Raw genomic sequence first — 25219 nt, 5'->3', positions numbered from 1 at the left:
GATCGATCACCGTGGGGGAGAAGGCGGGCACCTCGGGCAGGATGCGCTGTTGGTTGTTGGCGGGGTCCATCACCGCGCGCAGCATCTCGTGCCGCTCGATCACCCGCCGCCACGCCAGCGTGAACCGCTCCAGGTCCAGCTCGCCGCCCTCGTACTCGATATACGCGTGGGTCGAGACGTTCCCCATCTCGACCGCGTCGGTCCGCCCGACGAGATAGGCCTGCTGCGTGTCCGTCACCGGGAACGGCTCGAACCGCTCCGCCACCGCCTTCACCACGGCCGGCAGGGAGGACTCGCCGCCGTCGGTGGTGTGGAGCTGACCGTCGGGCCCGATGGGCAGGGCGTCGCCCCGCTGGAGGACGATGGTCCGCGCGAGTTCGGCGATGCTGGGGTTGTCCATGAGGACGGTCGCCGGCAGCGATGCCCCCAGCTCCTCGGCTATCCGGGAGAGGAGGTTGAATGTCGCGAGGGAGTCCAGACCGATGTCGAGCAGCCGGTCGTCGGGGGCCACCTTGGCGCCGGGAATCCTGATCTGCTGGGCCGTCGCGGCCCGCAGGTAGTCCTGGACCGCCCGCTCGGCACGCCCGGGGAGGGCCGACCCGACCTCGGAGGGCGTGGCCGCGTCGGCATCGGGGCGGTCGCCGCCCGACGACTGGGCGAGCACGTGCAGTTCGCCGTCGAGGTAGGCCCGCAGGCTCGCGTGCCGCTGGATCTTCCCGCTGGACGTCCTGGGGAGCGTGCCGCTGCGGATGAGGACCAGCACGTGCACGGCGACGTCGAACTCCGACGCGATGGCGCGGGTGACGGTGGTGGTGATCGCGTCGAGGTCGGGGTCGTGGCTCTCGCGGGTGACCTCGGCCACGATCAGCAGCTGTTCCTCCCCGTCCGCGTCGTCCAGGGCGACGGCGGCGCACCCGTTGGCGCGTAGGGACGGGTGGCTGCGCTCCACGCACAGTTCGAGGTCCTGGGGATAGAGGTTGCGCCCACGGACGATGATGAGGTCCTTGCTGCGGCCGGTGATGTAGAGCCGGTCGTCGTGCCAGAAGCCCAGGTCTCCGGTGCGCATGAAGGGCTCGCTGCCCCCGGCGAGGCGGGCACGGAAGGTGGACTCGGTCTGTTCGGGCCGCTGCCAGTAGCCCTGGGCCACGCTGTCGGCCGCCACCCAGATCTCACCGACCCGGCCCTCGGGGCACACCCGGTGCGTCTCCGGGTCGACGATGCGGACCCGCTGCTCGGGGTCCAAGCTGCTGCCGGCGCTGACCAACGTGCGGGCGTCGTCGGACGGTGCGCTCGCCGGGATGGCCTCCCCGCGTTCGAGGCCCTGTGCGGAGAAGTCGCCCGAGACGGCCGACCGTTCTCCGCCGGTGACCCCGAGGGTGGCCTCCGCGAGGCCGTAGCCCGGGGACATGCTGGCGGGGTCGAATCCGCAGTCGGTGAAGGCGGAGACGAAGGAGCACAGGGTGCTCGGACGGACGGGTTCCGCGCCGTTGCAGGCGAACCGCCAGGTGCTGAGGTCGAGCGTCGTGCGCTGCTGCGGGCTGACCTTCTCCACACAGAGGTCGTACGCGAAGTTCGGGGCGTACGACGTGGTGCCACGGTAGGTGGAGATGGCGCGCAGCCACTGGTACGGGTCGCGGGCGAAGGTGGCGGGGGCCATGAGGATGCCGGGGAATCCCCCGTAGAGGGGTTGCAGCACGCCGCCTATCAGCCCCATGTCGTGGTACGGCGGAAGCCAGCTGACCGAGCGGGAGTCCGGTGTGTGCTCCAGACGGCGGTGCAGGAGATGGGAGTTGTGAAGGATGTTGGCGTGGCTGACCATCACGCCCTTGGGCGTGGCGGTGGTTCCCGAGGTGTACTGGAGGAACGCGATGTCGCTCCCGGTGACCTCCGGCGGAACCCATTCCTCGTCGCTCGCCCCGATGGCCTCGGTGTTCAGCCAGTGCGGGCCCTCCTGGGCGGCGCCGTCACCGAAGTAGCGGGCCGAGTTCCTGGCGATGGCCTCGTTGACGAGGGCAACGCTCGGCTGGGCGTCGTCGATGATGGCCTGGAGGCGTCCGAGCTTGCGGGTCGCCCGGGGCGGATAGGCGGGGACGGCGATGAGGCCGGCATACAGGCAGCCGAGGAACGCGGCGACATACTCCAGCCCGGGCGGTTGGAGGATCAGCGCCCGGTCACCCGGTTTGGCCGTGGTGCGCAGGGCGGCCGCGATGTCCCGGGCGCGCCGGTCGAGTTGGGCATAGGTCCAGCGCATCTCCTCGGTGCCGTCGCTGGAGAGAAAGACGTAGGCCAACTGGTCGGCCTGCTCGATCGCGCGGGCGCGGGCCAGCTCCACGAGGGTGTCGGCCTTGATGAGTCCATCGGGAAAAGCCATCGGTATCGCCTCGATGCTCGGGAGAAAACGAAGTGAAGAAGGTTTGGGTCACATCACGGGAATGCCGATGACACCCCTGGTGATGGAAACTTGGCGCGGGCACGGGGCACCGCTGCGCGTCTCTGTCGCCGTCGTCAGCCGCTGGACGGACGGGTTCCGCGGGGCGGGACCGGGTGATGCGGCGATGACACGAGAGGGCGATGACGGAAGCCCGATGGTGTCGGGGATGACGGCCGCCCGCCCGTCCGGTGGGTGCGCCCGCACTCCGGGGCGAACGGCGTGGCCGGCCACGCCGGTTGGGTAATGGCGGCCGGTCGGGAGCTCGCGGCCGGTCGGGAACTCACGTCGACCGACCGGGCCCGCACGGCGGGCGGAGAGGCATCACGCCGCCCTGGTGGTGCTGTGCGGACGTCAGAATCCATGGTTCCCCCTGTGGTCGCGGAATGCCCGCCGTGCACCCGCGCGTCGAGCCGGCGGTTGGCCCGTTCCGGGCAGGGCGAGGCCCGTCCCAAAGCGCGCGGGGCGTGAGGTATCGGCATCCCCCGTAGACCGGCGTTGGCCTGTCGTCTGGCGAGTGGTCACCGCGGAAGAGGCGGTCGGCGCTTCGCCGGTCTCATCGAATGTTGACGATGTTGCCGTTGATTTCTGATGTCATCGGCAAAGCTAAGACCTTCCGTCCTGGTCGTCAAGGACGGGGCGGCGGCCGCTGGCGATCGTCCCGGTCGGCCCGGGGGAGGGGGCGGCTCTCCTCTGACGTGCGCTCAAGTCCCGTCGGCAGCAACTGAGTTCGGGCCAAAGGTGGCGGGTGCTCTGGGCGGCGTGCGGCGGGGGTCGTCCTTGACGGCCCCGGACGGCTTCGTCTAGGGTCAGCCGCTGTCAACGTTCTCTCACAATAACATCGCCAATTCCCGATGGCGCTCGTGTGGGGAAGACCAGCCACGCGTCGAGCGCCGGGAGCGGCGTCGGTCTACGGGGGATGCTGACAGTCAACGCTTCGCGTGCTCCAGGGCGATTGCCCGCCGGGCAACAGGCCGGGCGGCCCGCACACCGTGCTCTGGCTGAGTGGTGGCATTCCGCAATTGAAGGGGGAAATTGTGGATTTGTGCTTATCGACGCCGCGAACCGTCGCGGTGTGAGGGGAACGCGTCGCCCACCCGCGCACACGGCCGGAGACCGCGTCGGCCGGTCCGCAGGGATCCCTCGTGTGTCCTCGTGCGTCCGGGGTGGCGCATCGTCGTGTCCATGGGAACGGCCGACGTGATCCGCGCGCCCGCCGACCGCCGAACCAGCAGTGGAGCGGGCCCGCGCACCGCCCCGGGAACGTCGGTCCGCACGTCTCCCGCGATGCGCACCCCCGCAGGCGTCGAAAGCCGTCCCGTCACGCGGCGCCCATCGGCTTTTCCTGTCATTTCGTCGGACCGTTCGCTGGTGCCTGCCCGCGCACGCCGCATCGAGGGTGCGGAGCGGTCCGCCATCCACGGAGGGATGTTGTGGACACACACCAGACCACGTCACTTCTTGTTGGCCTTGCCGCGCTGGTGGTGCTGGCCCGTCTGCTCGGCGTGCTGGCCCAACGGCTGGGACAGCCGGCGGTGATCGGCGAGGTTCTCGCCGGCATCGCGCTGGGGCCGACTCTCTTCGGCGGTGCCGTCACAGACGCCCTCTTCCCGGATGACATACGGCCGTTACTCACCGCCCTGGCCGCCATCGGCGTCGCGGTCTTCATGTTCATCGTCGGCTTCGACTGGGACGCCGCGATGATTCGGGGCAGCGGAGGACTCGCTGCCTCGGTGTCGCTCAGCTCCATCCTGCTGCCGTTCAGCCTGGGCATGTTGCTCGCCCTGCACCTGATGGACGACTACGGTACCGGCGACCGGACGGCGTTCATGCTGTTCATGGGCATCGCCATGTCGATCACGGCCTTCCCCGTCCTGGCGCGCATCCTCACCGACCGGCGCATGAACCGCACTCCGCTGGGCGTGGTCGCGCTGGCCTGTGCGTCGATCGACGACGTGCTGGCCTGGACGCTGCTCGCCGGCGTGGTCGCGATCAGCGGCCCGGCCGACCAGGAGCAGTGGCGGATCGTGCTCGCCGTCCCCTACCTGCTGTTCATGCTCTTCGTCATCCGACCCCTGCTGCGCCGCTACGCCGCCCGCCGGCCCGAACTGAGGCTGACGCCAGCGACGTTCGCGTTCGTGCTGGCCGGCCTGCTGCTGTCGGCCGCCGCCACCGAGTGGGTTGGGTTGCACTACATCTTCGGCGCCTTTCTCTTCGGCGTGATCCTTCCGCGCTCCGGCGTCGAGCGCCTGCGGGACGAGGTGCAGGACCGGCTCGGGCAGATGAACGGCACGCTGCTGCTGCCGGTGTTCTTTCTTGTCGCCGGCCTGAACGTGGACCTGTCGGGCCTGGGCACGTCCGGGGTGGGCGCCCTGTTGCTGATCCTGCTGGTGGCCATCGGCGGCAAGTTCAGCGGCGCGTTCCTCGCCGCCCGGCTCAACCGGGTGCCGGTCCGCCAGTCCGCTGCGCTGGCCACGCTGATGAACACGCGCGGCCTGACCGAGCTCATCGTCCTGAACGTCGGCCTCCAGATGGGCTTCCTCGGGCCGGACCTGTACTCGCTGATGGTGGTGATGGCCGTGGTCACGACAGCGATGGCGGGTCCGATGCTGACCTGGGTCGTCGGACGCCCCGGTCAGGACAGCGGCCGACTGCGGATCAAGGACGATGATGCCGAACGCATGGTGGACACCACCATCTGAAGCGGGCGCCGCGACGGTTCGCGTCCGACGCGGCATCCGACTGCCCGCCGGGCCCCCGCCCGCGTTCCGGCCGGGGGCCTTCCGGGGCTGGCCTGTCGCGCACGTACCCGGCCCGCCCAATGCGGGAGGCGAACTCCGCGCCCCGGGCGGCGACTCCCCGCAGCTCGCTCGGCGGGCGGCTGCGTGGAGGCGGAGGGCCTGGCCCGACGGTCCGGGAGTGGTTCGCGCCGAAGCCTTCGGAAGCAGATCGCCGTTGACGCGGAGGCCCTTCAGCTCCCACCACGAAGTAGAAGCATCCTGACCAGCATCCGCCAGTTCTCAGCTCACCGCGTCGGCACGTCAGTTGGTGATCACCTGCCACACTGCTCGCATGGCTTACCGGAGACGTTGCGGCGGCTGGCGGGGATGATCAGGCTGCCGGGGGCCAGGTCCAGGGGCGGGGGCCGCGTTGTCCTTGGATGCAGGCGAGTCGGTGGCGGGCCTGTTCGAGCGTGGCCGGGCGTTCGCTGGCGAGTTGGAAGGCGAAGGTGACCTTGCGGAGTTCGCGGATGCCGCGAAGGGTGGGGTATCCGGGCCAGGTCATGACGTCGTGGCCGTAGGCGGTGCAGAATTTCCGGTACTGGTCCTGGGAGAGCGCGTCGAGGGTTTCGTGGTCGACGGCGGTGGCCGTGAGGTCCCACTCCGGAGGGCCGATCGATGTTCGCTCGAAGTCCAGTAGGTAGGCCGTGCCGGTCTCGGTGACGGCGACGTTGCCGTACCAGGCGTCGCCGTGGAGCACGCACGCGTCCATGCCGGGGGGAAGGGCCGCCCACTGTTCTTCCAGGGTGGCGAGGTGTTTCAGGAGCCACCGTCGTTCGTCGTCGGTGAGCGCGCTGGCCGCGCTGATGCGTGCCTCCAGGCGGACGAACGGGTCCAGCGGCCTGAGGCCGAGGTCGCGGGCGGGGGGCGGGAGTTGGTGGAGGTCCTTCAGGAGCTTGGCCAGCTCTGGTCCGGTGCCGGCGCGGTGGGGCGGGAGTTCCTCCCACAAGGTCGCGCATCGGCCGCCGACCTGGACCGGTTGTTCGATCGGCAGGGGGCGGACGGCGGGGACCTGGTGTTCGGCGAGCCAGCGGGTGACCTCGACCTCGCGTGCGGCGGCGGCCTCCTGGCCGGCGCGGGCGATCCGAACTACGACCCTCTTCGGAAGCCACCACAGGTCGTTCTCGCCGAGGCGGATGGGCTGGGCGCCTTCTGCGGAGAGGCCAGCGGCGGCGGCGATCCGCCGCAGGAGCGCGAGGGACGCTTCGACGCGCGGATCGGTCATAGCGCGACCGCGATCCGGATGCGCTCGCGCAACTCGGCGGCGTCCGCTCGCCGGGCGAACCGGGACGACGCCGATGCCAGGGCCTCGACGTCGGTGACCGCACGCTGCGAACGGAGCTGCCCGATCTCCTCCAGCGCCCGGTGGGCGATCGTCACCGCCCGCTGCGGGTCGCCTCGGCGCATGACCAGGGTCGCCAACTTCGTTCCGGACAGGGAACGGGAGCGCACGTAGGCGTCGGTGTGGTGCTCGATCGCGGTGCTCAGGCGCGTCTCGGCCAGGTGCGCGGGCTGGCCGTCCAGGAGGGCGATGTCGAAGGCGGCGTGCCCGGTGTCGCCATGGTGTTGCGCGTAGTCGTAGTAGGCCATCCACTCCGGGTCTTCGCCGGGGCGGGCGAGGGCGAAGGCATCGTCGGCGCGTCCGATGGCGGCCAGCGTGGCCTCGCGCTGTCCCATCTTCGCCAACGCCCTGGCGCGGGCTCCGTGGAGCATGGCCCGCTCACGTGGGGTGAGGCGGTCGGCTCGCACCAGCCCCATCTCGGCGTACGTCAGCCCCCAGTCGGGTGACCCTCGCCAAGTGGCCTGCCGAGAGCGCCAGTTGAGCGCTCGGGCCCGCAGATGCCAGTTGCCGGAGCGCTCGGCGCACTGGACCGAGAGGCCGAAGAGCTGCGCCGCGTGCTCGTGTTCGTAGGCGTCGAAGGCCGATGCCCCCAACGTCGCGGCGAGGACGCCCACGGCCGTGAACAGCTCCGGTTCGAGCTTCGGTGGGCACGCGACGTTGAGCAGGTTGGAGGCCCAGTGGAGTTGCCCGACCGCCGTGGCGCGCGCCAGGCCGCCACCGCCGTAGCGGTTGTCCCAGCTGGCGTGGTCGCGAGCCGCAGAGCGAATCTGCTCGATGTCCTCCGGCCGCACGTTCCTGGGCAGGGCGTGGGCGAGGTGCGGGGCCAGGTCGGTGAGGGCCACGGCGGCCATGCCGCCTGCGGCGAGGAAGGCTCGGCGTTCCACCGGCGACTCCAGGAGCGGTCGTCGGTCTGGAGCCATCCTGCCCGGGGTCCTCGGGCCGATGCGGTGTCGGTCTCCTGGCACCCGACCGATGTCCGCATCACGGTCCCTGTCCTCATCGTCCTCGACCCGCCGCCAGAGGCGCTTCAGCGCCCCGCCGGCCTGAAGGGCGTCGTCGAACGCGGCGGCCAGTCTCGGTGTGCAGGAACGCTCGGCCTTCTCGATCCTCTCGACCGAGGTCTTGCTGAGCTGGACCTTGTCGCCGAGAGCCTGGGTGCTCAGCCCTCTGACCTTGCGCCAGTTCCTCAGCTCGACGCCGAACCAGGCGCGCATCGACACGGTGTCGTCCAGGGGGCGTTCTGGCTGTGGCATGGCATCCTCGCCTGCGCTGATGCGGACAACCTGGCGAGTGTGGGGATGTCCCCATCGCGGTGGGTTCTCCGCGGACGTTCCATCAACTGGCGGTCCTCTACCCTGCCCGAGGGGGTCACAAGACCCGGCCGGGCAGCGGTACTTCGGGACGGTCGGCTGGCCGGCACGTGATCACCCGTGCCGACCAGCAGGGGATTCTGGCTCCTGGGGAGTGCCGGGGCTCAGCCCAGTATCCGGGCGCGCAGTGCCTCCGCGAACGTCGACCAGGCGGCGGGGGAGAAGGCGACGCGTGGGCCGCCGGGCTGCTTGGAGTCACGGGCCAGAACGCTCTGCCCTGCCGTCGCGCACTCGACGCACTCGCTGTTGGGCGCGCCGCTGTACGAACTCTTGAACCACTGCGGTTCGGCCTGATCTGCCATGTTCCTTACTTCTTTCGTTTCTTTCGCAGATGCGATGAACGGGCCTCGGCGATGAGCTGCGCCGAGGCGTCCGGGTCGAGCGCTTCCTCGCGCAGGAACGCCAGGCCCTGGGCATAGACCTGTCGTGCCTCGGGCTCCTCCAGGAAGAGCGAGCCGCCGGCCGTCTCGATGAAGATGACATCGAGCGACGGGTCAGCCCCGCCATAGACGATGACATTGCCGAGTGCGGCGGCGTAGACGCCCTGCGCGAACGGCAGGACCTGGAGGGTGATGTTCGGCTCGGCCCCCCGGCTCAGGAGGTGGTCGAGCTGCCGCGCCGTGGTCTCCGGGTCGCCCACGACGCGCCGGAGCACGCTCTCGTCGAGAACCACCCGGAACGCCGGGGGAGTTGTCCGGTCGAGGATCTGCTGGCGATGCATCCTCATGGCGAGGTACTCGTCAACGTCCTCCGGTGGGATCGTGCTGCCCGGTGTTTGCTTGATCGCCTTCGCATACTCCAGGGTCTGGAGGAGGCCCGGCACCACGCCGGCCGCGTACTGCTCGACACGCGACGCCTCGTCCTCGATGGCGAGCAGGAGTCGCATCGGCCGACTGAGCCGCCCGGCGTAGGGAACCCACCACCCCTCCGTCGCCTTGCTGTTCTTCGCCAGAGAGATGAGTTCCTGGGTCTCCTCGTCCGTTGTGCCGTAGACGCGGCACAGCGCCTCCACCTGGTTCCATCGGACGTTACCGTGGCCACGCTCGTACCTGCTGACCGTGGCCTGCGAGACGCCGGCGCGTTCCCCCGCGGCGCCGGCCGACAGGCCCGCCTCCTCGCGTAGCGCCAGGAGACGAAGACCGAGTTGCCGACGCCGCGTGGTCGGTCCCACCTGTTCCATCTCGGCCGTATCGACCTGTCTGTCCGCCATCACGCGCTCCCTCTGAAGCAATGCCGCAAGTCTCCGCGCCGGTGCGGGCAGCCACAAGGATCGCACGGCGGATCATGTGTGGCTTCCGAGTCGACGCGCATCAGCCATGCGGACACTTCCGCCATGAGTGATTCATGGCGCATGAGTCGTTGCCATACTCCCAACTCCACGCAACCACAGCCGACCCGAGAGGTTCTCCGGTGGCCAAACCACTCAACTCCAGGGCCGCGCCTCTCCGGGTGACCAGCTCCGATAGCGCCCTCCCGAGGGGCAGTGGCGCCACGGGAGCGCCAAACGGCCGGCCCGATCAACTGCCGCTCGGCGATAGACGACCCCGACGGGACCAGTTCGTCGACGGGCCGATCGATCGCCGTGCTTCGGAGGTACGGCCCGCTGGAGGAAGCATGACCGCTCATGTTCCAACCGTTGGCGTTCAGCAGGACGTCCGCTGGTTGTTGACCGTCAGCCCGCAGGAGATCGAGCGGTGGCGTGCGGCGATCGCGGACGCGTTGGCCGACTGGCGGGCCTCGCGGGAGGCCGTGGAGTTGGCGCGGCTGGGCGTCTCCGAGCTGCTGGCGAACGTCGCCAAGCACACGGCGAGTCGGCGGTGTGGCCTACGGGTGATGCGGGTGGGGGCCGACGTGGTGGTGCAGGTCTTCGACGAGTCGAAGCAGCTGCCCGTGGTGCGGACCCCTGACTGGTGCTCGGAGGACGGCCGTGGCCTGTGGCTGTTGCGCGAGATGGCCGACGGATTCGGCTACATGCCCATCCCGCTCGTCACCGACACGTCCTACCGACTGGGCAAGGTCGTGTGGTTCTCGTGCTGGGGCGCACTGCCCGAGGCAGGCGCCGCATGAGCGCCGACAGGGACGGCCGCCCGACCGCTCCGACGCTCTTCGGCGACGCGGAGTGGGAGTTCCAGATCCCCCTGCCGGGGCGGCTGGGGGAGGAGCAGTGGGCCCTGGGGCCCTGCTGGTTCTTCTGCGGCCATCGAGTCGCGCCGGTGGTGTGGATCGGCTGCCTGACCTCGGAGGGCGACACCGCTCCGCTGTACGCGTGCGACACCTGCCTGCGGCAACTGAACGCGATGGCCTGGGACTTCACCGACGCAGCCCGGGCAGCCCCGCTCGACGGCGAAGGACAGCCGGTGCCGCCGTACCAACCGCTCGGACGCGCCCGGGCGCCGTCACCGCCTCACGGGCGGTGGCACCACCCGGCGCGCACGACGTTCGGCACACGGTTCTGGCACCCCGAGACCGACGTCAGCGACCGGGCAACGAAGGACACGACCAACGGATGAAGAAAGGGGACTCGTGACGAACGACGACGACGGCGGCGACAGGGTGTCCATCGTCAGGGGCGCGGACCGGGTGCTGGTGGAAGAACGCGGGCCCGGGGTGCCGGAGGGAATCTTCGGCGTGGACTGCATGACGTGCGAGGCCACGTCCCCGCTCTTCGACGACGACCCGCTGCCGGTGGCGGTATGGGCGGTCCAACACTCCCAGGACCAGCCGGAGCACACGCTCTTCCTCGCCCGCACGGAGAGGCACTGGCGGGTGGTGCCCCGCCCCGAGCCGCCGGCCGAACCGTCCACGCCCCGTGGCGGCGGCGTGCTAGGGCCGGCGTTCGTCGGGCTGATGTGCCTGCTGACGGCGCTGTCCGGGCTGCTGCCCGCCCTCACCTACTAGCCATCCGACCCGACCTGTCCGTTCAACCCGTTCAACCAACGCAGCAAGTAACCAACTCATCACCACAGCAAGGAACAAGGAACCCTCATGCGCACGACCATCCGTACCTCGCCCGTTCCGTTCACCTTCCACATCCTGGCCACCACCGCGACCAACCACGTGCTGATGGTGCGGGGGAAGCGGGAGGGGATGGACGACGGCTGGGTGCTGCCGCACGGCACCGTCCCGCAGGGGCGCTGCGCGATCCTCGCCGCGCGGGAGGTGCTGAACGAGACGACGGGGCTTGACCGTTCGCTCTCCGAGGTGCTGGCCGTCACGCCGACCACGGATGACGACGGGGCGCTCACCGGCTTCTCCTATGTCCTGGACGGCGGGGTGATCCCGGAGTTGCCGTCCAACGACCCGGCCGGGGGCGCGAGTTGGGTGCCGATGCGCGAGCTGCACGAGCCGCCGGCGCTGTACCAGTACGCGATCATCGCCGCCGGCCAGCGCCGCCGCCTCCCCCTCCTCGTCAACGCCGACCGCCCCGACGCCGCGTTCATCTGACCCGGCCCGACAGCGCGGCCCCGCAGTTCCTGCTGGGGGTAGGCCAAAGCGCCGCACCTTGGTGAACCTCGACACCGGGTTCGCTGAGCTGGTCCAACAGCTGGGGGCGCGTTCTGCGACCACGGTGTTCTGGCGCCGATCGCCGGACGCCAGCGGCTCCGCGATACCAGTGTTCGTCTGATCGACGAAGGGTGCGGCGCTGCTGCATACACGCCCACACCGCGAGAGGAGATCATGGCCGTGAGCATCAGCTCGAAGCGTCTCGCGGTGTGGGCTTGCCCCGGCGGTCGTGTTCGGGAGCTACGCGGCTGTGCCGTCGGCTCGGATCGGGGCGGGAAGGGTGCTCAGGCGTTCCGCCAGCTGGGTGGCCGAGTCGATCGTCGAGGTGTCGAGGAGGCGTCCGAGTCGGGCCAGGCGGGTTCGGGCGGTGGCCCGGAGGCGCTGTGGAGGGATCAGGTCGAGCACGCCGAGGGCGCGGTTGGCTGCTTCTTCAGGGGTGTCGCGGGCCTCGGCGAGTGCGAGGACGAGGGTGGCGGCCACCCACGCCGGGGTCTCGGCGGGTGCGGCGGCGATGGATTCGTGGGCGACGTCGGCGGCGCGGTCGAAGCGTTCGAGGGTGAGGTGGGCTTCGGCGACGTGCAGGCGGTGCTCGGCTCGGTCGTAGCCGAAGCGTCCGGGGAGTTCCACGGCGGAGCGCATGATCTCGTCGCTTTCGCTGATGACGTCGTCTGCTTCCGATACCTGCTGTGTGGCCGCGAGCGTGGGCAGCAGCGCCCAGCCCAGGAGTTGGGCGCGGCGCAGGCCCTCGGGGGCGTGTTGCAGGCCGTACCGTGCGTGGTTTTGGGCGTGGTCCCAGTCCCTGCGGGCGGTGGCGACCATGGCCAGTGCCCCGCTGGCCCACGCGGAGAGCGCGGGTTCGTGCGTGGATTCTCCCATCGCGCCGGCCAGGGTGAGATGGGTTCTGGCTCCGGCGCGGTCGTCCAGGTGGTAGGCGAGGTTACCGAGAAGCGCTGACAGCCAGCCGACCTGCCGCCGGAGGCCTTCCGTTTCCCCGGGGTCCGCTCCGGCGACGGCCTTGGACAGCAGGTTCCGTGTTGCGCGGACCTCTTCGAGGAGGACGGCCGGTGGGTGCTTGCTGTAGTTGAGGGCGTAGTGCTCCACGGCAGCCTCGGCCAGAGCAACGAGGGTCGGGGAGTCGCCTGGGGCTTCCAGGACGGCCCACTGCACGGATTCGCGGATGGCGGGCAGTCCGCTGGCGGTCGTCATGGGTCCCCTTCGGCTGGTGGTCGTCTCCTCGCTCTGGTGCTGACGGTAGTGGAGAGGCTGCGGGGACGCGCAGGTGCTACACCACAAGCAGCGTGTCGCCAGTCCAAGTTGGTCGGGCCGGGCTCCGTACGCCCGGGAGATCATCAGCCGGTACTCGTCTCCGGGCGCCTCCTGCCCGTGCTCGTACCGGCACAGCGCGGCCGGCGTCAGGCCCGGTGGCAGCAGGCCGTCGGCTCGGTAGACGGCCGCCACCTCGCGCACCGCCTGCGGGCGCGACCACCCCAACGCCAGACGCCACGCCTCCAGGGCCGTCAGCTCCGGCAGCGCCGTTCGGAGGCTGGTGACGATCCGTTCCTGGGGGTGCCCGTCGCGCTGGCACTGAGCACGGATACGGGATGCCTCCCGCTGAATCTCCGCGCGCCGACTTCGGGTGACTCTGCTCATGGCCCGCCCCTTCGCCACAACCTCTGCCCGCCAGCGTCGCGGTGGACACCGGACGGACATTGCGCAGACCCATCAATGTTCCAACAGGACACCGGCAATGACGGCTGATCAGCTCCGAACGCATTGTGGGAGGCGGTGTCAACCGCCCGCCGAACCTTCCGCCAGCCCACCGGGCTGCTCTGGCCTTCGGCGGCCGGAGGCGCCTCGTCCGCAACACAAGAAGGAGCATCATGGACTTACGTTCCATTCTGTTGCCGCCCGGGACCTTCACCATCGGCAAGAAGTTCGACTTCGAGGCCGGCCACCGGCTCGCCGGGCTGGCCCCCGGGCACAAGTGCGCCCGGCAGCACGGCCACAGCTACGAGGTCGAGGTCATCCTGACCGCGCCCACCCTGGAGAACCCCGGGTTCGTCACGGACTTCGGCCTGCTCGGCCCGTTCAAGGCGTTCCTGGACACCGAGCTGGACCACCGCGACCTGCACGAGATCCTCCCCTTCGAGCCGACCTCGGAACGCCTCGCCCAGTTCCTGGCCGGCTGGTTCATCCAACACCTCCAGCCGAAGGTCCACGGCCGCCTCGTCGCCGTCATCGTCCGCGAGACGAGGAGCAGTTGGGCCCGCTTCCACATGGAGGAGCGGTGACCACCTTCGAGCCGACCGACATCGACCCGGCGGCAGACGATGCGGCGTTCCGGCTGATCGTCGCGGAGTGCTTCGGCGTCGAGGCGCCGACCTTCCAGGGCGAAGGCCCGAGCTGCGGGCACCCCGCCCTGTTTATCCGCCTGTCCCGGTGCAACCTCACCTGCGCCAAGTGCGACACCAAGTACACCTGGGACTGGGCCCGGTTCGACCCGCGCCAGGAGTCGACGAAGCGGACGGTGGCGGACCTCGTGGCCTGGGCGACATCCTCGCCGGTGGAGCTGGTCGTGATCACCGGCGGGGAGCCGCTGCTCCAGCAGAAGCGTCTGGTGCCGCTCGTTCGGCAGCTGCTGGTCGCCGGGAAGCGGGTGGAGTTCGAGACGAACGGCACCCTCGTGCCGCTGCCCGAGCTTGTGGTTGACGGCGTCCACTGCAACGTCTCGCCCAAGATCGCCAGCTTCGGTGTGGACGAGGCCAAGAGCGTCGTGCCCGCCGCGCTGGAGGCGTTCGCGGCGTCCGGGCGGGCGGTGTTCAAATTCGTCGCGTCCTCGGTGGCCGACCTCGACCGGATCGCCGAGCTGGCCGACGCGCACCGGTTGGCGCCGGTGTGGGTGATGCCCGAGGGCAACACCGTGGAGGCGATCACCGCGACGACGCGGGTGCTCGCGGACGCGGTCGCGGCCCGGCACTGGCACTTCACCACCCGGCTGCACGTGCTTGCCTTCGCCGGCGCGCGAGGCCGCTGATCTCCCGCCCCTGGCCCATCCGTTCCCCTCAACTCCCGGGAGGAAGAAGTGTCCATGACGAGCTTCGCCACCGGCTCCACGCCGGACCCGAGCCTCGCCCCGACGACCAATCGCGCCATCGCGGCCATCGACACCGGTCGGGTCGCCGGCCTGATCTCCCAGCTCCTGGTCGAGCTGGGCGAGGACCCCTCCCGCGAAGGGCTGCTCGGCACCCCTCACCGAATCGCGGCCTGGTGGAGTACCTTCCTGTCCCCGGGCGACGCCGCGCCGGCCGCCTGTTTCGCCGAGTCCCGGGTGAGCGACCAGCTGGTCGTCGTCGGCGGCATGAGCGTGTGGTCGCTGTGCGAGCACCACCTGCTGCCCATGAACCTGCACGTCACCGCCGGCTACGTGCCGGAGGGCGAGATGGTGGGCTTGTCGAAGTTCGGGCGGACGGCCCGGCACTTCGCCGGCCGACTCCAGGTCCAGGAGCGCTTCACCCGCCAGTTCGCCGAGCACCTGGCCGGCGTGATCGGACGCGAGGACGTCGCCGTCGCCGTCCGCGGCACGCACCTGTGCATGAACATGCGCGGCGTGCGGATGGAAGACGCCCGCACCACCACGGTGCACACCGGCGGCCGGTTTCGGAGCGACCCGGCGCTCAACCAGCAGTTCCTCACCCTCGCCGCTGCCCGGTGGAACGCGGCCTGACTCTCAACTGGCAAGCAGAGCAAGGAGGAAGGGACAGCAGATGGCCACGTCACCGACTGCGCCCGCGAGCAACACTGACCGGCCCGCCCCCGTGTTTCTGACGTGGGATGACATCGACGCCGCCACCCAGACCCTCGCCGGGCAGGTGACGGCCGGCGGGATGCCTGACGTGGTGGTGGCCATCGTGCGCGGCGGCATGATCCCGGCCGCAATGCTCGCCCACCGTCTCGGAATCCGCGACGTGCGGACCGTCGAGGTCACTCGCACCAGCGGCGACGGCATCCACGCCGTCAAGACCCTGCTGCCGACCGCCCGTAACCCCGCGTCGCTCGGCGACCTGGAGGGCTTGGACGTGCTGCTCGTCGACGACATCGTCGGCAGCGGAGCGACCCTCGCGCGCACGGCCAGCCTGCTCCGCGACCTCGGCCCCGCCCGGGTGCGCACTGCGGTGCTCACCGTCAACCGGGCCAACTGGACGCAGAGCACCGAGCCCCACCGCGTCATCGACCACATCGCGTCGCTGAACGACACCTGGATCGTTTTCCCCTGGGAGGGACGGCATGAGCGCTGAACTGGACGAGCAGTACCGCACCCGGCCGGGCACGCCGATGAGCGGCCCCTACAGCACCAACCAGATGGACGACTTCTACACCGCCCTCAGCCTTGGTGAGGCGAAGCCGTCGGGCTTGATGAACCTGATGCAGCACCTCATCGTCGCCGAGCAGTGCGCGGACGGCGCCAGTGTGCTTGACGTGTGCTGCGGCCGGGGGTTGGCCCTGCCGCTGCTGCACCGGTACGCGCCGAAGATCGCCCGCTACGTCGGCCTCGACATCAGCCCGGACAACCTCGCCGAGGCCCGCACGCGGCTGGCCGTCCTGCGCCAGGAGTACGGCAATCCGTTCCCCGTCGACCTCGTCGAGTGCGACGTGGCCGGCGCCTGGCCGAAGCTGCCGCTGTTCGACGTCGCGCTCTACACCTCGGCTCTGGAGCACCTGCCGTACCAGCTCGGTGTGAAGAGCCTGGCCGCCATCGGCGCGGCGCTGGCTCCCGACGGCGTGTTGTACCTCTCCACGCCGCAGGCGTTCGGGCTCCCGCCGCGCCCGCTGCGGTACCGGGTCCACGTCTACGAGTGGTCGCGCGAGGAGGTCGCGAGCGCGGTCGAGGCCGCCGGTCTGGTCGTGGACGACGTGATGGGGCTGCTGCCGCCGGAGCCGGACGAGGTGGCCGCCGAACTCGCCGAGCGGTACGGAAGCGGCGCGGTCGACTGGTACCACGACCTGGCCGCCCGGGTGCCGAAGGCGCTGCTGGACACGGTGTCGTCCGTGGCCGTGCCCGACCGGGCGACCGAGCTGCTGTTCGTGTGCCGGAGGCCGGCATGACCGCCACCACGACGGTTCTCGAACCCCGCCGTGGCGGAGAAGCTCCTGGCCGTCCGCTGCGGGTGAGCGTGGAGGGGATCAACGGGGTCGGGAAGACCACCGCCGTCCGCGCGACGGCCGCCGCCCTTGGCTCGCGTTGCCTGCGGCTGGACGAGCTGACCGACCAGGCCGGCGACACCCTGCCGGGACGGGTGATCGCCGCCCTCGCTGCGGGTGGGGACGTCTGCCTGCGGACCGGGCACCCGGTGGTGGAGACGCTTGCGCTGCTGGCGCTGAAGTTCCGTGAGTTCGAGCGGATTACCCCCGAACTGCTGGATGGCGTTGACGTGATCGTCGAGGACCGGGGCGTGGACAGCGTGGCCGTCTGCCAGGGAGCGATCCTGCACGCCGAGCACCCGGCCACACCCGCCCGGACGGTGGCGGAACAAATCCTGGCCACCGCCCGCCGGTGGCGGTCGATGCCGGACGCCACCCTCCTGCTGACCGGCGACCGCGAGATCTGCGTGGCCCGGTTCGCCGCCCGCATCGGCCGACCGATCCCGGCGAGCGCCCTGGCGGTGATCGAGCAGACCGACCAGCTGTACCGAGAGCTGGCCGCTGCCGAGCCGGACCGGTTCACCGTGATCGACGTGACCGGCCACCGCCCGGCGGAGACCGGCAAGGCCGTCGAAGACGCCGTCCGCACACTTCTGGCACAGCGGGAGGCCGGCCGTGCCTCGTGACATCACCCTGCTGTGGGCCCTGCGTTCACCGTGTTCCTTCAGCTGCCCGCACTGCTACTTCGGGGAGTTGGAGGTGCACAAGGAGACGCTTCCCGAGGGGCCGGGTGTGCTGTCGCATATCCCGGTTCGCGACCTCGACCGCGCCGTCATGGAGGAGTTCGCCCGGTCCCTGGCCGGCTCGCCGGTCGAACGGGTCGTCCTCGCCGGCGGTGAGCCGCTGGACTGGCTGCCGACCCTCAGCCTGATCCAGACGATCAAGGACGCCGGGTGTGAGGTCGTCGTCGCGACGAACGGCGTGCCGCTGACTCGGCCCGGCATCGCCCGGCGGCTCGTCGAACTCGGCGTCGACGGCGTCTCGGTGTCCCTCGACAGCGCGGACGCGACCGTCAACGACCAGCTGCGGCCCTCCCGTTCCGGCCGGGTCGGCCACCGCGAGGTCCTGGCCGGCATCCGCACCCTGCTGGGCGAACGAGGCTGCGAGCCGGCCCCCCGGGTCGGCATCTACACCGTGGTCATGCGCGACCGCCCCCAGGAGATCACCGACGTCGCCCGGCTTGCCTCCGACATCGGCGTCGACTACTACGTCCCGCAGCCCATCTCCCTCCCGCCCGACCACGGGCTCTTCGCCGAGCGCTGCCACACCCTCGAAGACGTCCCCGTCGTCAAGGACCAACTGCGCCGCCTTCACGCGGACCCCGGCGGGCTCGCCCTTCCCGACCCCACCTACACACGGCAGTTCCTCGCCTCGATCTCCACCCAGGACAGCGGCCGGGTCGCGGACTGCTTCGGCGGCGCGAGGTTGTTCTTCGTCCAGCCCGACGGCTCGCTGTGGGACTGCCCCTCCGACCGGCGGATCGCCGCCACCGCCCTCTCGGAGCAGCGCACCATCACCGGCGCCAACGCGCGGACCCTGTTCGCCGACCGCCCCGCCTGCACGGACTGCTCCCACTTCTCCCGGGACTGCGTGAACATGGGCCCCCTCGTGCTCGACATGCCTCGCCTCCTCGCGAGGGAGGCACCGTGACCCGCCTGCCTCCTCTTCCCACGACGGAGTCCCTCGGCCAGCGCATGTTGGCAGCGCTGGCAGGTATGCCCGACCCCGCCGGCGCCGCGTTCACCGCCCGGTTCGAGCACGACCTCGCCGAGGCGTTCGCCAGTCGCCGCGCGGTCGCGGTGTCTTCCGGCACGATGGCCCTGCACGCCGCGCTGTCCGCGATCGGCGTCGGCCCGGGCGACGAGGTCCTGGTGCCGGCGCTCACCGTCATCATGACGGCCGCACCGGTCGTTCAGCTCGGCGCGAGACCGGTGTTCGTCGACAGCGACCCCGCTACCCTCGACCTGGACCACACCGACGCCGCCGCCAAGGTCACTGCCAGGACCAAGGCGATCGTCCCGGTGCACCTGTGGGGAAGGATGGGCGACCCTGCCGGCCTCCGCGCCTTCGCCGCCGCGGAAGGGCTCACCGTCGTCGAGGACGCCGCCCAGGCTGCCGGTACGTCACGCACTGGCATCAAGGCCGGCACGCTTGGCGCGGCCGGGTGCTTCAGCATGAAGGACGGCAAGATCCTCTGGAGCGGTGAAGGCGGCTTCGTCCTGACCGACGACGCTGCTCTCGCCGCCCACGTACGGGCTTTTCGCAGCCACTGGCTGACTCCCCCTCCTGGCAGCGGCCCACAGGAACGCATCGCGTTCAACGGGCGTCTGGCCGAACCGCTCGCGGCGCTTGCCCAGACCAACCTGCGCAGATTCCCAGCCCTGTTGGAGCGCCGCCGCGCCCAGACGGCCTATCTCCTCCGCGCCCTGGAAGGCGCTGACGGCCTCACGCCGCTCCAGCCAGCGACGGACGAGACCTGGAACCACTACGCCCCGCTCCTGCACATCCGCCTGCCCCGCCCCCGGGCGTTCGCCGAGCGCCTCGCCGAACGGGGAGTGCCGAACTCCACCGGCAGCTTCCGGTTGGTGGCGTGCGACACCCGGCCCATGTTCACCAGCGGCGACCAGACACCGTGCCGTGGCGCCGCCCACATCCTGGACCACACCCTCGCGCTCATCCTCACCGAACGCGACGACGAAGCGGTGCTCGACCACTACGCCGCCGTCATCACCCGGGAGGCCGCCGCATGGCCCGCATGACCTACTGCCGTCGCGGCCCGTTGATCTCCACCGAGGGCCTCAACGGAGTCGGCAAGACCTACCTCACCAACCGCGCCGTCGAAACCCTCGCGGTCAAGCCGCTGATGCTGGATGAGTTCTCCCAACGGGCGAACGGACGCCAGGGCCTGGGCGAGGCCCTGCTCCGCGCGCTGCGCGAAGCCAGCGCCGGCGACCCGTTCCTGCGCGGCGGCACCCCGATGACCGAGACCCTGCTCCTCATGGCCATCAAACGGCACGACCTGGACACCGTCCTGCCCGACCTGACCAGCGGGCGCGCGGTCGTCGAAGGCCGCAGCGTCGACACCACGGCCGTATGCCAGGCACTGCTGCTGCACCCCGACGACCCCGACACCGCCCTCCAGACAGCGATCGACCTGCTTGACCTCGCATCCTCCTACCGGCCACTGCCGGACCTCACCATCCTCGTCACCGACGACGTTGCGAAGGCCCTGGAACGTGCGCAGCAGCGCGACCGGCGGATCTTCACCGACGAGCAAGCAGACTTCATGCGCGCGGCCGGCGCGCTCTTCGAACGCCTCGCCGCCACCGACCCAGTCCGCTACCGGGTCGTGGACCGCCGCGACATCGACGAGCACCAGGCGGCCGAGCAGATCCGGACATGGCTCCAGGGCGCCGGCCACGACCTGACCTGCCTGGCGGAGCCGTGGCAGGGCCCCGGCACGGCGTGCATGTTCTGCCGGCAGCACACCCCGGTGAACGCCTCATGAGCCGGGCCAGGCACAGCACGGGGAGCTGCGTTCCCACGATCGACAAGCAAGTCGAGGCCCTGGTCCTCGACTTCGACGGCACCCTCGCCGACACCAGACGCGAGCACGAAAACGCGCTGCGCACCGCCCTCGATCCGTACGGCGTCGCCCTGGCCCCCGCCTGGTACCGCCGGCACATCGGCCTGTCCATCCACGACCTCCTGGCGATGCTGCCCGGCGGCCAGGTGCTGCCCCGCGACGAGATCGTCCAACGCAGCCGCGCCCACCTGCTGGCCTCGGTCCACACGATCACGCCCGTCCCGTGCGTCGTCGAACTCCTGCGACGGGCTCGACGCGCCGGACTTCCCTGCGCCGTGGCCTCCGGCGCCAGCCAGCTGCTCGTTAGCCCGGGACTCGACGCCCTGGGGCTGCGCGACGCGTTCACCACCGTCGTCACGCGCGAAGATGTTACCCACGGCAAACCGAACCCGGAACTGTTCCTCACGGCCGCCCGCCGCCTGGACGTCAAGCCCGAGCACTGCCTCGCGGTCGATGACGCTCCCGACGGCATCGCATCCGCCCGCGCGGCCGGTATGCGGGTGATCACCGTGATCGACGGCCACCTGACTACCGTCCACGAGGAAGCGACGACAGCGCGCCGCCGTCGGCCCCGAGGAGCACGATGCCCGTACTGAACTCGACCAAGAACCTGCGCATCGTCGAACCGCCCACCGCGACGAGGACAGGCGTCGGCGTCTTCGAGTACACCGACCACTACAGCGTCTTCCACTACGGCCGGATGCCGGACCCGATCCCCGGCAAGGGCGAGGCGATCTGTCGAATGGCCGCATTCAACTTCCGCTTGCTCGAAGAGGCCGGCGTGCGGACGCACTTCCGCCGACACATCGCGCCGAACCAGATCGAGTTCACCCTCGCGCGCCTCCCGGACCCGGCCGACCGCCCCCACTCCCCGGCCGCCGGCAACTACCTCTTGCCTCTCCAGGTCCTCTTCCGCAACGAGCTTCCGCCCGGAAGCTCCGTCCACCGGCGGTTGGCCGCCGGCGAACTGACCCCGGACGACCTCGGACTCGACGCGGTCCCCGCAGTTGGCCAGAAACTGGAGCGACCGCTCATCGAGTACGCGTCGACCCGGGAAGACACCAACCGGTTCCTCACCCCCTCCGACGCCCAGTACCTTTCTGGCCTGGACGACGAGCGCTTCCACGCCCTGCGCGAGATCACCGGCAAGGTCAACGAGGTGCTGACCGGGCACGCGGCCGGGCTCGGGCTGAGCCACTGCGACGGCAAGGTCGAGTACCTGGTGACAAGCGATCAGGAATTGGTGCTCGCCGACAGCCCCGGCACACCGGACGAGAGCCGACTGATGTTCGACGGCGTGCACTGCGGCAAGCAGATCCTGCGGGACTGGTACGTGCGCTCCGGGCTCCAGATCCCCACCAGCAGGCTGATCGCCGACGGCGTGCCCAGAAGCCGGTGGCCGAAGCCGACCGCGCTCCCACCGGAGTTCCTTCCGGTGATGACGGACCTGTACCGGTCCCTGAGTGAGACCTGGACGGGCGAGCGGCACTGGAACGCTCCGGATCTGCCGACGGCGACCCAGGCCGCCGCCAGCCTCATCAGCCGGTGACGGCGCAACCGACGAGAAAGGCGACCGCATGGGCAGCCTGACCGAGGACCCGGCCTTCCGGGCGACGACTTTCGTGGTGATCGACTTCGAGACGACGACGCCCACCGGCTTCCCGGCCCAGCCGATCGAGGTCGCCGCGCTTGCCCTGCGCTGCGAGGACGGCGCGTGGAAGGAGACCGGCCGCAGCGCGTCCCTGATCCGGCCGCCCGCGTTCGCCCCGGTGACCCCGGCGGACACCGCCCAGACGGGCCTGACCGCCGAGCAGCTCCAGCAGGCTCCCACCCCGGCCCAGGCACTCGGGGCGCTGGACCGGCGGCTCGCGGTCGGCACCCCTTACCTGCTGGTGGCCCAGCACGCGGCCACCGAGGCCGGCATCATCCACCACCAGGCCGAGCACTGCCCCACATTGGCCCGAACCGACCTCCTCGACACGATCCCCCTGGCCAAGCACCTCATCCCAGGACTCGCGAACTACAAACTCGACACGCTGCTGGCCCACTTCGGCATCCCCCAACCCGCCGACCGGCACCGGGCCCCCGCCGATGTTGACGTCACCGCGAAGGTCTTCCTCCACCTCATCAGCGCCGCAGAGAACGATCCCCAACTCCTCGACCTCGCGGCGCTGGTGAAGACGGCGGGGCGGACCGCCAAGGCCAACCGGCCCATCCAGGCCGACCTGTTCGACGCCTGACCACCCCAACCTCAAAGGCAACCGCGTTCCGATCTGAGAAAGGACGGTGCTCGATCCAATGGTGGAGGAAGAGCAGACACGCACCGATGTGCCCTTCTGGTTCGACCCGCTGTGCCCGTGGGCATGGGTCACCTCGCGCTGGCTCCTGGAAGTCGAGAAGGTCCGGCCGGTGCGCGCAGACTGGCGGATCATGTCGCTGGCCTACCTCAACCTCGACCAGCGCGAGGGCAAGGGGCTCAGCGACGACTACCGCGCGCTGATGGAACGGGCCTGGGGTGCGGTGCGAGTCTGCGCGGCCGCCGCCGCGCACGCCGGCCGCAACGTCCTCGGCCCGCTGTACACCGCCATCGGCACCCGACTGCACAACCAGGGACGCCGCGAGGACCCCACCGTGATCACCGAGGCGCTCGCCGAGACGCACCTGCCCGCCTCCCTGGCCTCCGCCGCCGCGAGCACGAAGTTCGACGAGCACATCAAGCACTCGCACCACGAGGCGTTCGACGAGGTTGGCCTCGACGTCGGAACGCCCGTCCTGCGTATCGCCGGCACGGCCCTGTTCGGCCCCGTACTCCGCCAGGTCCCCTGCGGCGACGCCGCCGGACGGCTCTGGGACGGCCTGGCCATGGTCGCCACGACGGACGGCTTCTACGAACTCAAGCGAAGCCGGGACGGCAAGCCTTCCTTCGCATGAACGAAACCACCCGGCGGCCCCTGCCGGCCATGGGCCTCCTCCTCACCACATCGGACAGGAACAGGAGGAGAGGGCACGGCGGCGCCCACGACTGCCGGTCCTGGTCAGCCGACCTTGGCCGGTCCGCTGATCGCTCGCGCGATGCGAGGGCCGACGAGACGCTCGGCAAGCTCCAGCGGGTACCAGCCGGCACCGGTCACCTCGGACTCCTGAATGCGCCCGACCTCGGCGCAGGCCGTCGCGAAGGCGAACCCGATGTCCAGGTGGTGGTGCTCGGGCTCGTCCTTCGCCGGTCTCGCGGGCACCCTGCCGTACTCGATATAGACAGGCGCCGGCGAGACCACGGAGATCTGCCCCGGGTCGATACCGGTCTCCTCGGTCAATTCGCGCACCGCCGCATCGACCAGCGTGACATCGGTCGACTCGAGATGACCGCCGGGCTGCAGAGTGATCCCGTAGGCCAGGTGCTCGACGAGGAGAATCTCGGTGCTGTCGCGAACGAGGAGCGTTCCCACCGTCACATGCATGGGGAAACTGCGCCGTGAGGCGAAGCCCCGGCCCCCGGCCAACAGCCGCAAAGGCTCAGCCAGTTGCTTGGCCTCCTCCGGATAGCACCCGAGATAGGCCGCAACGGCGCCTGAGATCTCGGAGTCACTGATCATCACAAGTCACCCGCGTTCCGAACCGAGAGTCAAACCTCCGACAACCCACCGCTCGGACGCAAGCACCAAGCGCCTGTACGGGCAGCCCTGCGAAAGTCCGTGGCGTACGGGAGTTGGCACTCTACAAGTCAGGGCCTGGGCCACGGGGGTCAACGCGTCCCTCCTGCGGCGCGGTGGGCACGCCGTTGTCGGGGCCGACTAGGCTCCTCAGAGCCAGCTCCATCAGGTCACCCCCTCCTCGATGAGGAGGGGCGTCGTCGACCGGGCACCTCAGCAGCCGGTTACCGACGAGGAAGGGGGCGGACGGCGACGTGTCGGTGTGTCCGTCCGGCGCCGGGACGAAGTGGTAGGCAACGCGACGCCGGCGTCGGCGGGTGCCGCCCGAGGCTGTCAGGTCCAAGGTCGGCGTAGCTGAGCCGGCCCTCGCGTAGGTGCCGCTCGCGGGCTTGCCTGGGCGCCGCGGGAGATCCCCCGCGCTGCGGGAGAACACACCGAGCGCGACGCGGCTCAGTTCGATGCCGGGGTGCCGACCGTGGCCGGAGTCGATGCCGTTCGGGGAGACGGTGCATGGACCTGTGTCCCGAGGCAGAACCGATCTGGTGGGTTGACGGCCGTGCGCGCAGAGCGTGCCGGGAGACAACCAAGGATCGACCGGTGGTGCGACGACGGAGGTGACGAGGAGTTCCACTCACCGCCTCGATGTCGCCCGTTGGGCTGCGGGCATTCTCGATAGTCGTGCTTCTCCTGGTTGCACGGTTCCTCCCTCGATTGGCTCTGCTCGACCGGCGCCCATGGTCGGGCTGTCCGAGTATGGGGTTGTGTCTAGCGAAGGAGGAGTAGAGGCGGGTGGGCGTTCGCGCCGAGACGAGGCGGGCCTCGGGGGGATGTTGCGTGGGTGGCGGCGGGCTGCTGGCATCCGGGAGGGGCGTCGCCGTGCTTTGACGCAGGCGGTTGTGGCGGAGCGGGCTGGGGTGAGCGAGCGGTGGTACAGGAAGCTGGAGAAGGGCGAGTCGGTTCGCCTGGATCGTGGAACGCTGGAGCGGCTGGCGAGCGCGTTGCTGCTGGATCAGCCGGCGCGAGCCGCGCTTTTCCTCCAGGCTGTGCAGCTGCTTCCGGTTCCTTCCCTTGAGGCTCAGGAGGATGAGGTCACCTACCAGGGGCTGCGGCTGATGGTGGCCTATGTGCGGGCTCCGGCGGTGCTGACGACGGGGGCGTGGGACGTGGTCGCGACCAACGCGGCGATGGAGGAGCGATTCCCGTGGATGTCGGAGCCTGGCGCGAATCTCGCTAAGGGCTTGCCGGGAATCAAGTCGTGGCTTCTGGCTGTGGGACTCGTTGTGCTGGCATGGGGAGACCGGAGGGGATCGAGGATGTCCTGGCGGCGAAGTTCCAGGCGTTGATACCACATCTGGATGAG

At 70.3% G+C, this 25219-nt stretch carries 25 protein-coding genes and 1 pseudogene; 19 read left to right on the top strand and 7 right to left on the bottom strand.

Annotation, left to right across the window (positions count from 1 at the left end; genetic code table 11):
• The coding region (locus FH715_RS27430) for an AMP-binding protein (RefSeq protein WP_139650124.1) at positions 1-2371 on the bottom strand (2371 nt) is incomplete at its 3' end.
• Between the two features lie 1490 nt (positions 2372-3861).
• Here FH715_RS27430 and FH715_RS27425 point away from each other — a divergent pair.
• Positions 3862-5130: a cation:proton antiporter gene (locus FH715_RS27425; protein ID WP_139650122.1), complete on the top strand. Its 1269-nt coding sequence runs from the start codon at positions 3862-3864 to the stop codon at positions 5128-5130.
• Between the two features lie 409 nt (positions 5131-5539).
• Here FH715_RS27425 and FH715_RS27420 read toward each other — a convergent pair whose 3' ends face one another.
• The 4 genes from FH715_RS27420 to FH715_RS27405 form a co-directional block, all read right to left on the bottom strand.
• Positions 5540-6433 (bottom strand): phosphotransferase family protein, encoded by an 894-nt coding sequence (locus FH715_RS27420; RefSeq protein WP_139650120.1) that lies wholly within the window; start codon positions 6431-6433, stop codon positions 5540-5542.
• Positions 6430-7803, bottom strand: coding sequence for a helix-turn-helix transcriptional regulator (locus tag FH715_RS27415; protein ID WP_139650117.1), 1374 nt, complete (start codon positions 7801-7803; stop codon positions 6430-6432). The genes FH715_RS27420 and FH715_RS27415 overlap by 4 nt, the downstream gene beginning before the upstream one ends.
• A gap of 221 nt (positions 7804-8024) precedes the next feature.
• Positions 8025-8222, bottom strand: coding sequence for a DUF397 domain-containing protein (locus FH715_RS27410; protein WP_139650115.1), 198 nt, complete (start codon positions 8220-8222; stop codon positions 8025-8027).
• A gap of 5 nt (positions 8223-8227) precedes the next feature.
• Entirely contained in the window at positions 8228-9130 is a 903-nt protein-coding gene (locus FH715_RS27405) for a helix-turn-helix domain-containing protein (RefSeq protein WP_139650113.1), read from the bottom strand.
• A 404-nt stretch (positions 9131-9534) separates the two neighbouring features.
• Here FH715_RS27405 and FH715_RS27400 point away from each other — a divergent pair, with 404 nt between their 5' ends.
• The 4 genes from FH715_RS27400 (at position 9535) to FH715_RS27385 (ending at position 11364) form a co-directional block, all read left to right on the top strand.
• Positions 9535-9987 carry an ATP-binding protein gene (locus FH715_RS27400; RefSeq protein ID WP_139650111.1) on the top strand — a complete coding sequence of 151 codons (453 nt, stop codon included), beginning with the start codon at positions 9535-9537 and terminating at the stop codon, positions 9985-9987.
• Positions 9984-10430 carry a hypothetical protein gene (locus FH715_RS27395; protein ID WP_139650109.1) on the top strand — a complete coding sequence of 149 codons (447 nt, stop codon included), beginning with the start codon at positions 9984-9986 and terminating at the stop codon, positions 10428-10430. The genes FH715_RS27400 and FH715_RS27395 overlap by 4 nt, the downstream gene beginning before the upstream one ends.
• A gap of 13 nt (positions 10431-10443) precedes the next feature.
• Complete coding sequence (locus FH715_RS27390; RefSeq protein ID WP_139650107.1) at positions 10444-10818, top strand: DUF7848 domain-containing protein; 375 nt, start codon at positions 10444-10446, stop codon at positions 10816-10818.
• 87 nt (positions 10819-10905) lie between these two features.
• Positions 10906-11364, top strand: coding sequence for an NUDIX domain-containing protein (locus FH715_RS27385; protein WP_139650105.1), 459 nt, complete (start codon positions 10906-10908; stop codon positions 11362-11364).
• A 300-nt stretch (positions 11365-11664) separates the two neighbouring features.
• On the opposite strand, the gene FH715_RS27380 is transcribed toward FH715_RS27385, so the two are convergent.
• Entirely contained in the window at positions 11665-13074 is a 1410-nt protein-coding gene (locus FH715_RS27380) for a Twin-arginine translocation pathway signal (protein ID WP_246109019.1), read from the bottom strand.
• A 230-nt stretch (positions 13075-13304) separates the two neighbouring features.
• Here FH715_RS27380 and FH715_RS27375 point away from each other — a divergent pair, with 230 nt between their 5' ends.
• The 13 genes from FH715_RS27375 to FH715_RS27315 are packed head-to-tail and all read left to right on the top strand — an operon-like array spanning position 13305 to position 23140.
• Positions 13305-13715 carry a 6-pyruvoyl trahydropterin synthase family protein gene (locus FH715_RS27375; protein WP_139650103.1) on the top strand — a complete coding sequence of 137 codons (411 nt, stop codon included), beginning with the start codon at positions 13305-13307 and terminating at the stop codon, positions 13713-13715.
• Entirely contained in the window at positions 13712-14458 is a 747-nt protein-coding gene (locus FH715_RS27370; RefSeq protein WP_139650101.1) for a 7-carboxy-7-deazaguanine synthase QueE, read from the top strand. Before FH715_RS27375 ends, FH715_RS27370 begins: the two co-directional genes overlap by 4 nt.
• 54 nt (positions 14459-14512) lie before the next feature.
• Positions 14513-15148 carry a GTP cyclohydrolase I gene (gene folE / locus FH715_RS27365; RefSeq protein ID WP_139650098.1) on the top strand — a complete coding sequence of 212 codons (636 nt, stop codon included), beginning with the start codon at positions 14513-14515 and terminating at the stop codon, positions 15146-15148.
• A 40-nt stretch (positions 15149-15188) separates the two neighbouring features.
• Positions 15189-15719: a phosphoribosyltransferase gene (locus tag FH715_RS27360; protein WP_139650096.1), complete on the top strand. Its 531-nt coding sequence runs from the start codon at positions 15189-15191 to the stop codon at positions 15717-15719.
• Positions 15709-16527 carry a class I SAM-dependent methyltransferase gene (locus FH715_RS27355; RefSeq protein ID WP_139650094.1) on the top strand — a complete coding sequence of 273 codons (819 nt, stop codon included), beginning with the start codon at positions 15709-15711 and terminating at the stop codon, positions 16525-16527. The genes FH715_RS27360 and FH715_RS27355 overlap by 11 nt, the downstream gene beginning before the upstream one ends.
• Positions 16524-17249, top strand: coding sequence for a thymidylate kinase (locus tag FH715_RS27350; protein WP_246109018.1), 726 nt, complete (start codon positions 16524-16526; stop codon positions 17247-17249). The genes FH715_RS27355 and FH715_RS27350 overlap by 4 nt, the downstream gene beginning before the upstream one ends.
• Positions 17239-18273: a radical SAM protein gene (locus FH715_RS27345; protein ID WP_139650091.1), complete on the top strand. Its 1035-nt coding sequence runs from the start codon at positions 17239-17241 to the stop codon at positions 18271-18273. The genes FH715_RS27350 and FH715_RS27345 overlap by 11 nt, the downstream gene beginning before the upstream one ends.
• On the top strand, positions 18270-19382 hold the full coding sequence (locus FH715_RS27340; RefSeq protein ID WP_139650089.1) for a DegT/DnrJ/EryC1/StrS family aminotransferase: 1113 nt from the start codon (positions 18270-18272) through the stop codon (positions 19380-19382). Before FH715_RS27345 ends, FH715_RS27340 begins: the two co-directional genes overlap by 4 nt.
• Positions 19370-20131, top strand: a complete 762-nt coding sequence (locus FH715_RS27335) for a nucleoside/nucleotide kinase family protein (protein ID WP_139650087.1) — start codon at positions 19370-19372, stop codon at positions 20129-20131. Before FH715_RS27340 ends, FH715_RS27335 begins: the two co-directional genes overlap by 13 nt.
• Positions 20128-20805, top strand: a complete 678-nt coding sequence (locus tag FH715_RS27330) for an HAD family hydrolase (RefSeq protein WP_139650085.1) — start codon at positions 20128-20130, stop codon at positions 20803-20805. The genes FH715_RS27335 and FH715_RS27330 overlap by 4 nt, the downstream gene beginning before the upstream one ends.
• The gene (locus FH715_RS27325; protein WP_139650083.1) at positions 20793-21758 is read left to right on the top strand and encodes a phosphoribosylaminoimidazolesuccinocarboxamide synthase; all 966 of its coding nucleotides are present in this window, start codon (positions 20793-20795) and stop codon (positions 21756-21758) included. The genes FH715_RS27330 and FH715_RS27325 overlap by 13 nt, the downstream gene beginning before the upstream one ends.
• A 28-nt stretch (positions 21759-21786) precedes the next feature.
• Complete coding sequence (locus FH715_RS27320) at positions 21787-22449, top strand: 3'-5' exonuclease (protein ID WP_139650081.1); 663 nt, start codon at positions 21787-21789, stop codon at positions 22447-22449.
• Between the two features lie 58 nt (positions 22450-22507).
• Positions 22508-23140 carry a mycothiol-dependent nitroreductase Rv2466c family protein gene (locus FH715_RS27315; protein ID WP_139650126.1) on the top strand — a complete coding sequence of 211 codons (633 nt, stop codon included), beginning with the start codon at positions 22508-22510 and terminating at the stop codon, positions 23138-23140.
• A gap of 104 nt (positions 23141-23244) precedes the next feature.
• Here the strand turns inward: FH715_RS27315 and FH715_RS27310 are convergent, their stop codons facing one another.
• Positions 23245-23802 carry an NUDIX hydrolase gene (locus tag FH715_RS27310; RefSeq protein WP_139650080.1) on the bottom strand — a complete coding sequence of 186 codons (558 nt, stop codon included), beginning with the start codon at positions 23800-23802 and terminating at the stop codon, positions 23245-23247.
• 791 nt (positions 23803-24593) lie between these two features.
• On the opposite strand from FH715_RS27310, the pseudogene FH715_RS29620 reads away from it, so the two are divergent.
• Positions 24594-24878: pseudogene (locus tag FH715_RS29620) on the top strand (helix-turn-helix domain-containing protein); the annotation flags it as partial.
• Positions 24879-25219: the final 341 nt, after the last annotated feature.

It is taken from the genome of Streptomyces sedi, assembly GCF_006335015.1.
Lineage (GTDB): Bacteria > Actinomycetota > Actinomycetes > Streptomycetales > Streptomycetaceae > Streptomyces > Streptomyces sedi.
This window is presented reverse-complemented; position numbering and strand designations above follow the sequence as displayed.